This is a genomic window from Glycomyces luteolus (assembly GCF_027622875.1).
Taxonomy (GTDB): Bacteria; Actinomycetota; Actinomycetes; order Mycobacteriales; family Micromonosporaceae; genus Glycomyces; species Glycomyces luteolus.
This window is the reverse complement of sequence record NZ_JAPZVP010000016.1, coordinates 1-14,283: the sequence shown is the minus strand read 5'-3', so window position 1 is coordinate 14,283 and position 14,283 is coordinate 1. Positions and strand designations below refer to the sequence as shown.

The following is a 14,283-nucleotide window of genomic DNA, read 5'->3' as shown; positions in this document are numbered from 1 at the left end:
CGGTCGAGATGTCCACGGGGCAGAGCATCATGGAGGCCGGGGAGGCGATGGCCGGCGAATACAACGCCGTCATCAAGAGCTGCGCCATCGGCATCGCCATGCCCGCCATCGCCTTCGGGCTCTCCACGCAGGCGCTCGCCACCGTCGTCTACCTCAACCAGTGCAACCCCGGCGACATCATGAAAGGCGCCGGGGCCTGGATCGCCCTGGCCGAGAAGAACCTCGAAGCCGTCGAAGCCCTCCAGTCCGAGGTCGACAAGGTCGACGACGAGAACTGGTCGGGCGAGGACGCCGAAGCGTTCAAAGCCGCCTCCGGGGACGTCAAGGCCCAGCTCACCCAGCTCGCCGTCAACGCCTACCTCGTCGGGGCGCAGCTCCTCGCGTTCGCCGTGATGCTCACCGTCTTCTGGCTTTTCCTCACCGCCGCCACCGCGATCATGGTCGTGTACTTCGGCGCGTACGCGGCCGCGCTGGCCGGGGTGGTCAGCGCGATCGGGGCCCCGGCGATCATGGCGAGCGCGAACGTCACCGCCGCCGCGCTGCTGGCGACGGCGAAGAGCTTCGAGGCGACGCTGATCTCGATCTCGACCGGGTGCGCGGCGATCACCGGGGCGATGTCGATCTTCACGTTCGCGTTCCAGAAGTCCCAGGGCAACCCGGTCTCGCCGCTCGACATCGCCGGGGCGGGTCTCACCAACATGGTCGAAGGCCTGCTCGTGTACGGCATCAACGCGGCCGCGATGACCGCGGGCGGGCGGCACGCGACCGGGGCGATGGAGAGCTGGAAGGTCTGGGGTCGACATGCGGTGCAGGCGGCTTCGACAGTGTTCCCGACGTACAAGGGCGAAGACGAAGGCTTGGCGGGCGGCTTCGAGGCCGGAGGTCCAGCCCTCGGCATCCCGGACTCGGCGCTGAACTGGCTGTGGGAGGACCGGGCGCCGGAATCCATGACGAACCCCGAAGACCTGGACTGGTCATGATCGCCTCGTTCAGCCCGATCTATCGTGCCCCGCGGAAGGGCTGGGGCATCACTCCGATCGGGGACCGCCGACCCGCTCCGAACGGCGGGACACTCGATCTTCGGGTGGGCTGGTGCGAGGGGCGCTGGCTGATCACCGACCCTGCGAAGCGGCTGCAGATCGCTCTCGATCGGGAGCAGTCGGGCGACCCGGTTGCGAGTGACGGATTCCTGCGGTCGAGCCTGGTGCCGGTCGCACTCGTCGACGGTGAACCGGTGGCGACCGGTTGGGGGCGGATTCGCATTCCACTGGCGGCGGGGCGGCACCTAGTGGAGGTCCAGAGCCAGCATTCACGTGCCTGGCGCGCAGTCGACGTCACCGCAGGCGGCACGGCGAAGATCGACTACATCGGGATGCTCGGCGAGAGCCACCGGGCCTACGGCGATACCGAAGTGCCCTATGGCCTCCGCGACATTCACGGGTACACGATCGGCCCGCGCGGCCGACTGAACTACTTCCAGTACTTGCCCGCGCATGCGCGCCAGCGGCTGGGGTTCTCAGCGTCGCTGCTGGGCGCCGTCGCCGTCGGCGTCGTCGCGCTGACACTCACGCTCGTCGGGTTGCCGCTTGAGGCCGCAATGGTGGCTTGGTGGAGCCTCACTGCGGCGGGTTTCGCGGTGTGGGGAATCAGGGTCTTCTGGACCTTTCTGCGGTGCAACCGGCTTGGCCCAGAACCGCCGCTCCTGCTCCGCGGTACCGCCGTACTCGACGAGGACGGACCGCTTCCGGAGCTCGGCACCGGCGCCGGCATCCTCATCGATGCGCGCTTTCTCAAGGCGGACCTCGCCTCGGATGAACTGGCACTGCAACTGCCAGAAGGCCAACAACGCATCAACGGCGCGCAGCGCAAGTCGCTCGACGCGGTCGGCGAGCTCGTGCCGATCCGGCACCGCTACACCGTGCCTCCGCCGGAGATCCTGGTCGACGGGGTTCCCTTGGGGGCCTACTGGACCCGCATGTGGCTGGAGGTCCCGCCCGGGGCGCACCGGCTCGAAGTGCGGACCCCGGGCCCGCCGCTTCCGGTGGAGGGCGAGGAGCATCCGCCGCACACTGCCGCCGCCACGGTCAACCTCGAGGCGGGTCAGGTCGCACGCATCGACCTGGTGGCCACTGTGACGGCGGTGCCCGACCCGCTGCGTCCCGTCCTGCACCTGTGGCACTGCCGCATCGATCGGCTCGGACCGCAAACCGACCGCGAGGCACCGGCCGCCCCGCGGGCCGACGTGCGCGGCGGGCTGCGCCGCGCGGTGACCGGACGCTACTGGGAGACGCGGGACGACATTCCTCCCAAGCAGTGAATACGGCCATTCGGGAGGTTCCATCGGTGGCGTCCGGTTGCTACCGTGAACGCAACCGGTCACCCTGAAGCCGCGAGGTGCATGACGATGAGCGACAACTCGATCGAGTCCTACCCCGGACTCGACGCCGCCGCACCGGCCATGGGCGCTCCCGCGTTCGGGGACGTCGGCGGGGCCGCTCCGCCCCCTCCGCCGCCGCCCACGGGCGACACGGTCGTCCAGCCGCCTCCGCCCCCTCCCGACCGCCCGGCCTGCTCGAACCCCAACTGCGGCAACCCGACCGAGCACCCGGCCGAACAGGACTGGCAGCAGCTCGTCTCCCCGGTGCCCGTCGAAGGCCAGCTGTACCGCCTGCGCCCCAAGGAAGCCGGGATGGCGTTCCCGACAGAGGCCGACTTCCGCGCCGCCGTCGGCGCCGTGCGGCCCGAACGCGCCGACGCGCACTCGCTCGAGAGGCTCCGCAACGCCTGGTCCGAGCAGGTGTCCGGGAAGCTCTCCGACTGGTCCGAGCAGATCAAGTCCAATCTGAACGACCTCGCCGAAGGCTGGTCCGGCACCGACTTCGAGGCCTTCGAGGCCGCCTGCTCGCAGACGCGCGAACTCGTTGAGGACCTCGTCGACGACGTGGACGCCACCGTCGCCAGCCTTCAGTCCACTGAGGAGGCGCTCTACGCGATCCAAGGCGGCGGATCCGGCGAGATCCCGTACCCCGCACCGCAGTTCTGGATCGACGGCGACTGGCACAGCTGGGTGTCCGTGCACGTCCGGCCCGCCTGGTGGCACGGCGACTGCATCGAATACACCTGCCAGGACGCCGAGCACGTGCTCGCCCTCGGCGGGGCCGAACCGGACCTCGCCACCGAGATCATCGATTACATCGACGATCGCATCCTCCACTACATCGACTACTACGCCAGCCCCGTCAACATCGAACGCGACGGCCTCGACCCCGCCAAGGGCCTCACGGTCGAGGAGGCCAAGGAGCTCGCAGTCGCGGATGCGATGGAGCACTACGGGACCCTCGTCGACCAGAGTTGGGGCGCGTACGACGCCCGCCAAGCCGAATCCAATGAGGACATCGGCCAGCGCAGCACCGACACCGACGCCGAGGACCGCTCCGTGCGCACGGTGCGCAGCGACAAGGAGTACCCGCCCTCCGCCGACCCCGCGTACATGAACCTCGAACCGCCGCCCATGGAGCAGCCCAGCGGCACCGCGCAGCCCATGGCCAGCGAAGACCCCTCCCTCGAACCGCCCGTCGGCGAAGTGCCCCCGCCCGCGCCCGAAAACCCCGACGAGCCCGCGGAAGACGACGAGGACCCGAGCGGCGGCCTGGCGAGCGGCGGCGCGAGCGCCGCGACCGGGGGAGGCTTCGGTGGAGGAGGCGGCTTCGGCACCGGATCCACCACGGCCCCTTCGGCTTCCACACCTTCCATGGGCGGGTCTCTCGGCGGTGCGGCCCTTGGAGCCGCGGCAGGCGGTGCGGCGGCTGCCGCCCCCGGCTCGCGCGCGTCCACCGCGATGATGAGCGGCGGAGGCGGTGCCGGAGCCGGGCGCGGGCCGAACATGGACGACAAGGAACGCGAAGCCGACGTCGACCTGGTCGAGGACGAGAACATGTGGGGCTTCGTCAATGAAGACGACGACCCCTACGCGTAGAGAAGGAACCCCAGCATGGCCATGCGCGCTTTCGACCCGGCCGCACTCGAGCGCTACCGGCAGTTCCTCGCCGGGCTCCTCGAGGAGCTCGAGAACGAGATCATCCCGACTCTCAGCGACGGCGACCTGAAGAAGGCCCCCGCCTTCGGCACCGCCCCCGGCGCGGCCGAGAACGCCACCGTCGAATACGCCGACTTCCACGCCACCACCTGGCGCAACCTCCAATACCTGCGCGGCACCCTCCACGGCCTCATCGCCGGCCTCCAGACCGCCATCGACACCGGCGGCACGGCGGACCAGCAGACCGCCACCGACATGACCCGCATGGCGGAAGGCGACGATCTCTACGCCTGACCGCGGCCGCACAACCTTCCCCCTGACCTGCTTGCGCCACCACGAGCCGACGGCGAGGCGGTGCCGGGTGATGAGGCGGGCGGTGAGCTCGAGGTTTGCGCGGGAGAGGGCGACCGTGCCAGGATAGTGCAACGAGGCTCCTTTGGGACACAACAGGTTTCAGCACCGTTTGACCAGGAGCATCGTCTTCTTCGGGGCCGCAACCGAGCCCGGCTCACCAGGCAGGATCACATCGCCGCCCATCGATCGTGAATCCCGATGAAAGAAGCTCAATCATCAGGGTGGCGGATTGATTTGGAACTGGCAGAACGCATCCGATGGTGCCGCGACCATCTGGACCCCCGGGATCGACTGAGCTGGGGACACGAAGTGGGTGACCCGCGTGAGGGGGGCACCTTGCGTTGGTACCCCAGCGAACTCAAGTCGTTGGGCGGCCTGTTCGACGGACTCCGGACCGACCTTCTCGAGTTCTATTCCTACGACAGGCAAGTCAAGGGCCACCGTGAGGCGGATCCACCCACCGAGGTCAGTCTCGGCCTCATCGCCTTCAGCTACATCGTTTCTGTCGAGGTGGGATCGCTGGAGGTCTCGATCTGGGACGCGACCGATCTCGAAACGCCGGAGATGTGGGATGAAGACGAGGAGCCGGAACCTGTCTGCACGGTCCAGGGACCGACGCGATTCTTCGATCGCTACATTTTCGGCGCCGGATACCCCGAGCTGATCGATGACATCCTCGCTGTCTCACCTGATCCCGTAGAGCGGGACGGGTGGCGTGAGCTGCTTTCGAGAATTTGCTGACATGGTCTCCCCGGCAGCTCTGGAATACTCGGCCCACCTGCAGAGTGCACCTGTTTCGTCGGTAAGAAAGGCGCATCATGACCGCTGACCAGCGCTTCCTGATTGATCCGTCCGATCAGGACTGGAGCTGCGTCATGATGAATTCGACGAAGGCTTTGTAGTCTTCGGCGCGAATGTACTGCTGACCGCCGATGATCCACACGACTTCACCGGCGTTCTCCCAACCGGGGCGAATGAGCAGCACCAGATCGGTGCCGTCGCCCGCCGCAACCGGCATGACCCCTTTGGGATCGAGCCGCAGGGCTTCCATCACGCCTTCTTCGGTGTAGATGTCGAGCAGCTCTTTGGCGATCGGCCAGCGGCCCCCGCCGCGCAGTTCACGACTCCCGAACAGGTCGAGGTCGTAGTAGACGCCTTCCCAGCCGTCGGCATGCAGGAGGAAGTCGTGGAAGTCCGAGGGGAACGGTTCGCCGACCTCGCGCTCGAGCGCCTCGAGAGCCTCGGGGGTAAGCTTGAGCCGCGGGATGGTCTGCTCATCGCTGTCTTCGGGGTCGCGCTGATGCAGCTCACGTTTGGCGGTGATGGTCAGTCCCAGCACCACCGGCCACGAATTGCGCTCAGACATGTCGAACCCCTCGTTTGAAAACATGATGAGAGTGGTTGAGCCGCTTCGGATAAACTTCAGGTCTCATCCGAGGCCCTTCGAGTATACCAGTCGGGATGCATCTTGAACTCGCTCGGTTTGAACCCCTCCGGATAGGTGGGATTCTGGCCGGCGATACTTGAATTGAGCCGCCTCGTATGGTCGCTCCATTCCATCGGAACGCCTTTGGTGTCTTTGTTCATCCAGCCCGTGTCGGGAAGGTGCGCGACGATTCCCGTGTAATTCGACGAATTGGGATCGTTCTTGGCGCGTTCGCGTTCCTTCTTAGCCTCGTTACGGGCCTGACGTTCAAGAGTCGTGTTCGAAGTTGTCGACACTCGACCTGTGGGCGAGATGAACCCGTCCCGAATCGCCTTGTTCCCCGCCGCGACGTACTCCTCGGCCTGCTGCCGCTCCGCCTTGGTGAAGTCGCCCTTCGGCGGTTTGATCACCACGGGACCGTCAGGCTTGTAGCCGGTCATCGGAAGTCCTTGCCCCGCAGGATTGGTCCCGATCCGGGGCAGTGCGTTTCTCGGCATGAGGGGTCCTTCGGATCAGAGGGCGATGGCTGCGCGGATCGCGGTGTTGGCGGCCACGTCCTGGGCGATGATGGCCGCGTACTGCGCGGTGAGCGCAGCGGTGAACGCCGCCGCGCCCGCCTGATAGGCGGCGAGGACGGCCGGCGCGCCCGGTCCCGCAGAGGACACCTGCGACCACTGGCTCGGCCCCAGGATCACGAACGGGGTCGGGAGCACCTTGTAGCCGATGCCTTCCGCGGCCTGCTTGGTGAACTTCAGCGTCTGGACATTGATCGTCATGGAAGCGCCCAACGCCTCCAATGCGGTTGCGGCAGTGAGCAGCACGGCATCGACTTGGGCGGTGAACGTCCCGACCTGGGCCGCCCATTCGAGCAAGCCGTTGTAGTCGTCGCCCTGCCAGCTCCCACCGAGCTCCGCGACCTGCTGGCCGTACCTGGCCGCCAGGCCCGTGACCGAACCCGCCGACTGGATCAAGGTCGCCCCGTACGTCATGAACTTCGAGGGATCGGCGTCGAGCGCCTGCTGAAAGGTCGGCATGATCAGGCCCCCCTCAACCGGGTGGCGATCTCGTCGAATCCGGACGCCATCTGCTCGTCCGCGTCATCCCAGTCCTGGGCGGCGTCCTCGAGGCCCTTGGCGGTGTCCTTGAGATGCTCGTTGAGCTCCTTCATGTCCGCCTTGAGGTCCTCGGCCAACGCCTCGCACGCCTCGCCGGTCATGAACCCCCGGTTGGCGCTGTCCGCGCTCCTCGCATCGCGCTCCACCGCGTCCGGAATCCGGCTCGCATCCGAAGCGAAGGACCGCATCTTGCCTGCGCCGCTGCGAAGCTGGCCGCTCTCGACCTGCACGCGAAACCCCATGGACCGCTCCTGCCGCTGGTGGGCGTTTCAACACAGGATATCAAGATCCGAATAGCGCTCACTTATCTTGAGATGCGCGCCAAGCCTCGATGGGTCTGGTGCCCCAGAAGACCCTGTCGAATTTCCAGCGCTGCTTGGGCGTGTCTGGTGATGTCTTGCCGTGCGGGGAGCGCGGGCGGCTTGCAGCCGGCAGACTGGTTGGGCTTCAACCGGTCAGCGGCGAGGGGGTGGGTGGAGGGGTGGGGACGGCTGTTGGGCCGTCGGGCGGGTTTGCTTGGGGCGCAGCTGGATTGGGGGGCAAGGGTGTCGGGCGCGGCCGGGTTATGTGAGTGATTCCTACACCTGTGGGTGATGCGGGGTCGGGTGGGGCGGGGGATACTTGAGGTACGCACAAGGGTTGGGAATCCGTACAGGAGTCGAGTAGGTGCAAGCAGACTGCGACAAGCCTATGGCCGACCGGCTGACCTGACGGTTCCGAGCACACCGCCCCGATGATTCGGGTCCGGGGGTCTCGCCCCTTTTGGTGCTATCGGGTCCCGCAGCGAACCGACCCCCTGGGGTCATTGGGTGGGAGACGGCCGGTCGGGATCACCCTGACCGGACCGCGAGTGCTCTGAACGAGGCACACCATGTCCACAGGATGCAACGCCGGCCATAGCGAGAGTCCGGGCATCACCAGGCGCATGTGGTGAACGCAGCGGCAAGGACCGTCCGACAGGGGCGGCAGCCGCGTGCACTCCGACCGCCAACGCCATGAACGAGACCCACCCGCTATCGGGGTGGCCACGACACCGACAGGAGCCGCCAGCAGCGGGCCACCAGGGCGCTGCCCGCCAAGAGGATTGAACGCCAGGGTGCAAGCGGCCCTGGCGAGCGAGAGCGAACGCCCGAAGGCCGCGAGTGCGCTCGGCGAACGATGGAGCGCGAAGTTTGGAAGGGAGGTGACCGGGCTATGAGGAAGACCGGATCGGTGGTGCGGCGCGCGTGTGCTCGGAGCGCTGTGTGTCCGCGTCCCGATGGCGGCTGCGGCGGCGCCCCGGCCCGACCGGCCCGGACCCGGCGATGCACGTCGGAAGAACCACTCACACCGTTCCGTAGCTGAGCGGTTGTAGCCCAATCAAGAACCATCGTCGCCCCGACAAGATTCGCCAGACACTCCGTAGGCTGTGATGCATGCGCGCTTCGGGGAACCCCCTGGTGCTCATCGGAAATCGCTCGGTGAGTTCGAGTCCTTTACCCGCGATACTCCCGGGAAGCTCGTCGACATCTATGTGCCGAGCATGCTCACGCTCGAATACGACGAGGACGACACCCTCGTCCACCTTCAGATCGCCAACAACCTTGCCGCCGTGTTCTGGGAGGACGCAACTCCCAGACGAGCCTGTCGAGCAGGTGCGGGCTGCGATGCGGGCTCGGGGCCATGAACCGGTCACCGTCGTAAACGTCGACTTCTATCCGGAACTCGGTCTCCGCCTGGGAGTCGAGTGGACTGACATGGGCGGGCCCGAGGAAAACCGTGAGGGTGAGCTGGTTCGAGAGATCAGCCTCATCAAGGAGGAGACCGAGCTCGAGGATCTTCAGCGACGAATTCGCGAGATGGGCATCTGAGGCGAAGACGTACCCGACGAACGCTGAGGGGGCCGACGCGGAGGTAGGGCTTCTGAGGCGCGAAGTGGGCGGCTCGAAGTTGTGCGGAGTTGGCCATGAAGCGGTCGAAGGCGTCTTCGCGGAGTTTCGAGAACCGGTGCGCCTTGGGGTGATCGGCTTCCCAGTCATCGTCGCGGTCTCGGCGGCGGTCGCCGTGTTCGGTCGGGGTGTCGCAGGCGCCGCTGGTCCAGCCGCGGTCGCCGGGGAAGCCGTAGCGGCCGCGTCCTGCCTGCGGGCTCTCTTCGTCGTCGGGCCAGAACCGGGAACGCCGCGACCGCGGTTCGGGCTCGGCGGGCGGTTCGGGTTCGTCGGGTTCGGAGGGGACCGGTCGGCCGCGCAGGCCCCACGGCGGGGTCCGGTCCGACCCGCCCCGGTCGCTGGACGTGCGCGGGCGAGCGCCGCTGCCGCCACCGCTGCCGCGACCGATGCTGCCACCATCGCTGTCGCCTCCGCGGTCGCCGTCACCTCGCCGGTCGGACCGGCCGACTGCTTCGCCCTGCGGCGCTTTGGATTGCGCCGTTTCGGGTTCGGGCCAGTCGGCGGCGCCGGGGAACCAAGCGTCTGCCGGTAGGACCCAGCCCTCCGCCGGGAGCGGGTCGGGGGTTTCGTCTCGGCGGTGGCGGCCGGTGCGTTCGTCTTTGTACCAGCCGTGGGAGCCGTATGGTCCGGGGTCGAACGGGTCGTAGCGGCGGTTGGTGTCGATGATCCAGGTGTCGCCTGGCTTGTGGCGCAGGTGCATCGGCTCATACCGCGGGGAGCGCGGGTCGGAGTCGGGTGCTTCCTCGTCGCAGCAGGCCGGGTGGTGCTGGTACCGGTAGGCGCCCGGGCACATCGGGTCGGGTTCGCCGTCGGCGAGGAAGAGCCGTCGCCCGGCCCAGTCGTAGTACCCGGCCTGGTCACTCACTCCGGTGATCTCGCGCAAGGGTGCGCCGGGGCCGAGAGTGTCGTGGCGGTAGAAGGCCTGCTGGACCAGGACCATCATGCCCGCCTGGTTGCGGTGCGCCGCGAGTTGATGAGTTGCGCTACGCCTGTTTTCGCGTAGGGTGGACTGTGCCATCGAAGGGCTTCCTTCCGTTGGATGAAAGGTGGGCCGCCGACTTGTTTTGCGGCAATGGGGCGGCCCACCGGCCATATTCAGTTGAGCTTGAATAGCGTGCGATTCGCACGTGAGTTCAGGCTGACACAGCTTTTCGCGCATCCGCAAGCGCGACACGCCGTCATGTACGAAAGCGTCTAGTCGCAGATGTCCATGAACTTCGAACCCCTATGGGCGAACGAGTATGTGCGGGCCGCACTTCAGATGTCCGGATGGACTCCGGACTGGCAGGTCGATCCGACCGCAGCCATCGACCGCCTTGTGGCGGAAGGCTTCACACTCAACCCGTTCGCAGTCGACATCCTTCGCAGCTTCCACAACATCCGGATCGATCGCCTGGAACCCGAGGTCCCCGGCGCGAAGTTCGGAAGGTCCAGGCTTGCGTTCCGGCCCGAAGCCGACGCCATCGACTTCGTCGAACTCGTCGTGAGCATTGAAGAGGACCTCGGCTCGACGCTCTTCCCCATCGCCGATGCCGATGACCCGTACGAGAACCGCTACCTGCCGGGCGGCTCGCCCAAGGCCGCCGCGGCCATCGCGAAGCGGTGGGAGTTCCCGGTCGAAGGCACCTATGAAGAACAGCTCGCCTTCATGCGGGAAGCGGCGGACACCCTGCCGCCCCACATGCGCGATGCCGCCATGGCACAGATCAACGGCCTTCCGACTGCCGAGGATTTCGCTGCGCTGGCCGCAATGGCAAACACCGCGCGCCAAATGTGGCAGAGGACCTACCCGTCGTCCAGCTGACTTCGAGGCCAGCCGCGGCTGGAGCCAAACTCGTATAATCGTCGCGAACCCTTAAGGACGATTTGGAGACCGATGGCGAAGATCGTTGCTGATCCGGTGAAGATCCAGGCAGCAGGCGAACAGCTCCGCATGTACAGCAGGTCGATCAGGCCCGCGCCCCAACAGCTGGAGCTCGACGCCACCCGGACCCGCTCCGCCAACACCGGATTCCGTACCGGCATGGCCGCCAAGAACTTCGCCGAGCAGTTCACCTCCCTGGTCGACCGCCTCGACAAGCGGACCCTGGACGAAGGCAAGAACACCGTCGACTCGGGCAAGGCCTGGGCCGAAGCCGACGAGGACGCCGAGTCCAAGCTCAGCACCATCGAATCCGACCTCCAGAACCTCCCCAAGTACCGGAAATAGGCCCCGATGCCGACGTACCAGCAATCCTTGAGCAGCAAGACCGGCGAATTCGGCGACTACGCCGGCGACGTCAGGTCCGCGCAGGGCAAGCTCGACGACTTCGAAGACGGACGCAAGAACATCGTCGACGGCCTGAAAAGCGACTGGCAGGGCGACGACTACAACTCCCTCAGCGACGACTCCGACGAGCTCACCCAGCACTGCATGGCCACCGGCCTCAAGATGGACGCCGCCGCGATCGCACTGCAGACCGGCGGCGCGGCCATGACCGCCATGGTTCAAGCCATGGAGTCGCTGGACCGGACCGCCAAAGGAATCGGCTACACGGTCACGCCCCTGCCCATGGCCCTCATCGGCCCGAGGATCCAGGCGCAGATCTCCGCGGCCGGGCCAGGAGCTCCGGCGCTTCTCGCCGCGTACCAGTCCATCGCGATAACGTTCTCGACCTTTCTGCGCGGCCTGTCGACAGCGATCACGGTGCAGGACAACGCGACTGGTGTGGGACTCCAGCAGATCACCAACTCCATGCGACCGCTCACCTCGAAGTTCGGCCTGGCGCGTCCGAACAGGACACCGCTGCAGGCCACGGAGGAATCCCTGGACTTCGCCAGCGACCTGCGGAACCAGCTCGCAGCGGAGCACGAGCGATTCATGGGCCTCGGCTTGACCCATGCCGAACGCGGGCCGGTACTCGGCGCTGTCATGGACAAGAAGACAGGCAAGGTTTACTACGGGACGAACCCTGAAGCCGAAGATTTCGCCAGGAACAACGATTTCCACCCCGCTCTGCAATCGAGAATCGACCAGCTCAAGCAGAACCGCGTGAACTACGACCAGGGAGGCGTGGTCAATCACGGCGAACCAGGGGAACACGCCGAAGTGCTCGCGCTGAACCGGGCACTGATGGCGAGGGACCCCGATATGAAGAACTCCAACATCGATCTCGGCGATTTCATGGTCGACAACTACAAGTCGGCCAAGAAACCGAACCACACAGGATTCGTTCGGTGCTGCTCCAACTGCATGCAGGTGCTTCAAGGCGTTGAAGGGTCGGGTCGGGGATGGTAGATCCAAGGGATGGGTACAAGTCGACGGGTTTGCGGATCGACTTCGCGGATCTGGTTTTCGATCATGGTGAGATCTGGACGTATGAGGGTGAGCCGTTCACTGGCATCGGTTTCGATGACGAGGAGCGACCGGATACCTATGACGAGGAGGCCTTCGTCAACGGGTGGCCGCACGGCTTCAGCCGCACAGTCTGGAAGGACACAGGCATCACGAAGACGGAGGACTGGCATCTGGCGGATTTCCTACATGGCATCCGCCGCAAGTTCCGCCCGGACGGTTCGGTTGAGCACGCCGAAGGCGTTGAATACGGCTGGTTGATCTGGGAAGTGTCCGTTGCACCTGATGGCACGGTCACCGAACATCCAGTCAAAGAGATGAGCCCGTGGAAGCGGAGCACCTACTACGTGCCGCGCAAGGAGCGCTGGAACTTCCCAATCCCGCCGGTCAACGCGGCGCTGGATTTGAGCCAGCACTTACCTGATGATTGATCCAAGGGACGAATACAAGTCGACGGGGCTGCGGATCGACTTCGCGGATCTGGTTTTCGATCATGGTGAGATCTGGACGTATGAGGGTGAGCCGTTCACTGGCATCGGTTTCGATGACGAGGAGCGGCCGGACACCTAGCACGACAGCCGTAATCCGTTGCGCTGCAATGTGTTTATCATGATCCGGTGGTGGATGACATTGCGGTGGAGGACGTCTCGGCTTGGAAGTCGGGATTGGATGATGTGTTCGCGCTGGTCGCGGGGGCGTTCCGGACGGCGAGTGTGCGGTGGCGGGCCCGGGCGTATCTGACCGGGCTGCTGGCGCCGATCGAGCGGCTGACCAAGCCGCGGCTGGCCGAGACCATGATCGGCCGCGCCCTGGCCGCCGGGGTCGAGGCCGGATGGGTCGCAGCCGACTCGGCCTACGGCCGCGACGGCAGGTTCCGGGCGTTCCTGGAGGCCCGCCGGATTCCCTATGTGGTCGAAGTGCCGGTCAAGCAGACCGTCGCCGACCTCGACGGCGACCGCCGCGTCGACACGCTCGTCGCCCGAGCCCCGGACGAGGCATGGCACCGAGTCTCGGCCGGGCCCGGAGTACGCGGGGAACGCGAATACGACTGGGCCTGGGCGACCGTCCCGAACTTCGGCGGCGTTCCCGCCGGGTTCGCCCGCACCCTGCTGGCCCGCCGTTCCATTGAAGACCCCACCGATATCGCCTACTACCTGTGCTTCCACCCCGACTCGATCGAACGCGAGGAGATCGTCCGCGTCGCTGGAGCCAGGTGGGCGATCGAGGAGTGCTTCCAGGCCGCGAAGAACGAATGCGGGCTCGACCATTACCAGGTCCGCAAGTGGAACGGCTGGTACCGGCATATCACCATGGCCATGCTCGGCCACGCCTTCCTCGCCGTCACCGCCGCTTCGGACCCAAAAGCCCACGCGGGCTGGGAAGACTCACAGTCCCCGAGGTCCGTCGTCTCCTGGCGGTAGCCCTCCACCCAGCCCGCACCCTCACCGATGCCCTCGCCGCGTCGCTCTGGCGACGCCGCCACCAAACCCGAGCGCGACAATCGCACTACCAGCGAAAACACAAGGCCCACAACGGATTACGGCTGTCGTGCTATGACGAGGAGGCCTTCGTCAACGGTTGGCCGCACGGATCTAGTTGCACAGTCTGGAAAGCAACTGGACTTTCAAAGGTTGAGGATTGGGACCTCGCAGACTTCCGTCATGGCATCTGCCGAACGTTCCGACCTGATGGTTCAGTCGAGATAGCCAAGGGAATCGAGTACGGGTTGACGATTTGGACGGTATCCGTAGCAGACGATGGAACGGTCACCGAAGATCCGGTCAAAGAGCTTGACCCATGGTGGCGACGCGTTTATTACGAGCCTCGCAAGGCTCGCTGGAACTTCCCGATTCCGCCGATGAGCGCAGCGCTGGACCTGAGTCAGCACTGAGCCTTTCCGGGCAACGCAGCATGTGCTCTGAGTGAGGATGAGGCGGCGGGGTGCTTTTGTCGCATGCTCACCCTAAAGGCTGTCCCGTTATTGGTTCTGGGAGTTGCTGATCGTCGTGTTGGCCGTGGCTGTCTGGAGCCGTTCAGGCGGCGCGGGCGAGGTTGTGGAGGCGTGCGATGCCGAGCATTGCTTCGGTGAC

The 14,283-nt window shown here is 66.1% G+C and carries 16 protein-coding genes; 11 read left to right on the top strand and 5 right to left on the bottom strand.

All coding sequences use genetic code 11. From position 1 onward, the window contains the following. Nucleotides 1-8: 8 nt before the first annotated feature. The 5 genes from O1R50_RS18830 (at nt 9) to O1R50_RS18810 (ending at nt 5,131) form a co-directional block, all read left to right on the top strand. Nucleotides 9-980: a PPE domain-containing protein gene (locus O1R50_RS18830; protein ID WP_270111713.1), complete on the top strand. Its 972-nt coding sequence runs from the start codon at nt 9-11 to the stop codon at nt 978-980. Then, nucleotides 977-2,317 (top strand): hypothetical protein, encoded by a 1,341-nt coding sequence (locus O1R50_RS18825; protein WP_270111712.1) that lies wholly within the window; start codon nt 977-979, stop codon nt 2,315-2,317. Before O1R50_RS18830 ends, O1R50_RS18825 begins: the two co-directional genes overlap by 4 nt. Nucleotides 2,318-2,404: 87 nt before the next feature. Next, complete coding sequence (locus tag O1R50_RS18820; RefSeq protein WP_270111711.1) at nt 2,405-3,976, top strand: WXG100 family type VII secretion target; 1,572 nt, start codon at nt 2,405-2,407, stop codon at nt 3,974-3,976. A 15-nt stretch (nt 3,977-3,991) separates the two neighbouring features. Beyond that, a complete protein-coding gene (locus O1R50_RS18815; protein WP_270111710.1) occupies nt 3,992-4,330 on the top strand; it encodes a hypothetical protein in 339 nt (112 codons plus the stop codon). Nucleotides 4,331-4,588: 258 nt separating this feature from the next. Continuing rightward, complete coding sequence (locus O1R50_RS18810) at nt 4,589-5,131, top strand: hypothetical protein (protein WP_270111709.1); 543 nt, start codon at nt 4,589-4,591, stop codon at nt 5,129-5,131. A gap of 115 nt (nt 5,132-5,246) precedes the next feature. Here O1R50_RS18810 and O1R50_RS18805 read toward each other — a convergent pair whose 3' ends face one another. The 5 genes from O1R50_RS18805 to O1R50_RS18785 form a co-directional block, all read right to left on the bottom strand. Further along, complete coding sequence (locus O1R50_RS18805) at nt 5,247-5,756, bottom strand: SMI1/KNR4 family protein (RefSeq protein ID WP_270111708.1); 510 nt, start codon at nt 5,754-5,756, stop codon at nt 5,247-5,249. Nucleotides 5,757-5,812: 56 nt separating this feature from the next. Continuing rightward, nucleotides 5,813-6,256: a hypothetical protein gene (locus tag O1R50_RS18800; protein ID WP_270111707.1), complete on the bottom strand. Its 444-nt coding sequence runs from the start codon at nt 6,254-6,256 to the stop codon at nt 5,813-5,815. A 72-nt stretch (nt 6,257-6,328) separates the two neighbouring features. Beyond that, on the bottom strand, nt 6,329-6,850 hold the full coding sequence (locus O1R50_RS18795; protein ID WP_270111706.1) for a hypothetical protein: 522 nt from the start codon (nt 6,848-6,850) through the stop codon (nt 6,329-6,331). 2 nt (nt 6,851-6,852) lie between these two features. Further along, nucleotides 6,853-7,173: a DUF6507 family protein gene (locus O1R50_RS18790; RefSeq protein ID WP_270111705.1), complete on the bottom strand. Its 321-nt coding sequence runs from the start codon at nt 7,171-7,173 to the stop codon at nt 6,853-6,855. Nucleotides 7,174-8,722: 1,549 nt separating this feature from the next. After that, nucleotides 8,723-9,802, bottom strand: coding sequence for a hypothetical protein (locus O1R50_RS18785; RefSeq protein ID WP_270111704.1), 1,080 nt, complete (start codon nt 9,800-9,802; stop codon nt 8,723-8,725). Between the two features lie 261 nt (nt 9,803-10,063). Between O1R50_RS18785 and O1R50_RS18780 the strand changes: the two genes are divergently transcribed. The 6 genes from O1R50_RS18780 (at nt 10,064) to O1R50_RS18755 (ending at nt 13,614) form a co-directional block, all read left to right on the top strand. Then, nucleotides 10,064-10,663, top strand: a complete 600-nt coding sequence (locus O1R50_RS18780) for an SUKH-3 domain-containing protein (protein WP_333490271.1) — start codon at nt 10,064-10,066, stop codon at nt 10,661-10,663. A 72-nt stretch (nt 10,664-10,735) separates the two neighbouring features. Further along, nucleotides 10,736-11,068: a hypothetical protein gene (locus O1R50_RS18775; RefSeq protein ID WP_270111702.1), complete on the top strand. Its 333-nt coding sequence runs from the start codon at nt 10,736-10,738 to the stop codon at nt 11,066-11,068. 27 nt (nt 11,069-11,095) lie between these two features. After that, on the top strand, nt 11,096-12,136 hold the full coding sequence (locus O1R50_RS18770) for a YwqJ-related putative deaminase (protein WP_270111701.1): 1,041 nt from the start codon (nt 11,096-11,098) through the stop codon (nt 12,134-12,136). Nucleotides 12,137-12,165: 29 nt separating this feature from the next. Continuing rightward, nucleotides 12,166-12,624, top strand: a complete 459-nt coding sequence (locus O1R50_RS18765; protein ID WP_270111700.1) for a hypothetical protein — start codon at nt 12,166-12,168, stop codon at nt 12,622-12,624. After that, complete coding sequence (locus tag O1R50_RS18760) at nt 12,617-12,763, top strand: hypothetical protein (protein ID WP_270111699.1); 147 nt, start codon at nt 12,617-12,619, stop codon at nt 12,761-12,763. The genes O1R50_RS18765 and O1R50_RS18760 overlap by 8 nt, the downstream gene beginning before the upstream one ends. 47 nt (nt 12,764-12,810) lie before the next feature. Then, complete coding sequence (locus tag O1R50_RS18755) at nt 12,811-13,614, top strand: IS701 family transposase (RefSeq protein ID WP_270111698.1); 804 nt, start codon at nt 12,811-12,813, stop codon at nt 13,612-13,614. Nucleotides 13,615-14,283 lie beyond the last annotated feature (669 nt).

Coding starts and splice junctions, on each gene's coding strand:
- O1R50_RS18830 (WP_270111713.1), top strand. CDS start 9: ATGTCCACGGGGCAGAGCATCATGGAGGCCGGGGAGGCGATGGCCGGC.
- O1R50_RS18825 (WP_270111712.1), top strand. CDS start 977: ATGATCGCCTCGTTCAGCCCGATCTATCGTGCCCCGCGGAAGGGCTGG.
- O1R50_RS18820 (WP_270111711.1), top strand. CDS start 2,405: ATGAGCGACAACTCGATCGAGTCCTACCCCGGACTCGACGCCGCCGCA.
- O1R50_RS18815 (WP_270111710.1), top strand. CDS start 3,992: ATGGCCATGCGCGCTTTCGACCCGGCCGCACTCGAGCGCTACCGGCAG.
- O1R50_RS18810 (WP_270111709.1), top strand. CDS start 4,589: ATGAAAGAAGCTCAATCATCAGGGTGGCGGATTGATTTGGAACTGGCA.
- O1R50_RS18805 (WP_270111708.1), bottom strand. CDS start 5,756: ATGTCTGAGCGCAATTCGTGGCCGGTGGTGCTGGGACTGACCATCACC.
- O1R50_RS18800 (WP_270111707.1), bottom strand. CDS start 6,256: ATGACCGGCTACAAGCCTGACGGTCCCGTGGTGATCAAACCGCCGAAG.
- O1R50_RS18795 (WP_270111706.1), bottom strand. CDS start 6,850: ATGCCGACCTTTCAGCAGGCGCTCGACGCCGATCCCTCGAAGTTCATG.
- O1R50_RS18790 (WP_270111705.1), bottom strand. CDS start 7,173: ATGGGGTTTCGCGTGCAGGTCGAGAGCGGCCAGCTTCGCAGCGGCGCA.
- O1R50_RS18785 (WP_270111704.1), bottom strand. CDS start 9,802: ATGATGGTCCTGGTCCAGCAGGCCTTCTACCGCCACGACACTCTCGGC.
- O1R50_RS18780 (WP_333490271.1), top strand. CDS start 10,064: ATGTCCATGAACTTCGAACCCCTATGGGCGAACGAGTATGTGCGGGCC.
- O1R50_RS18775 (WP_270111702.1), top strand. CDS start 10,736: ATGGCGAAGATCGTTGCTGATCCGGTGAAGATCCAGGCAGCAGGCGAA.
- O1R50_RS18760 (WP_270111699.1), top strand. CDS start 12,617: ATGATTGATCCAAGGGACGAATACAAGTCGACGGGGCTGCGGATCGAC.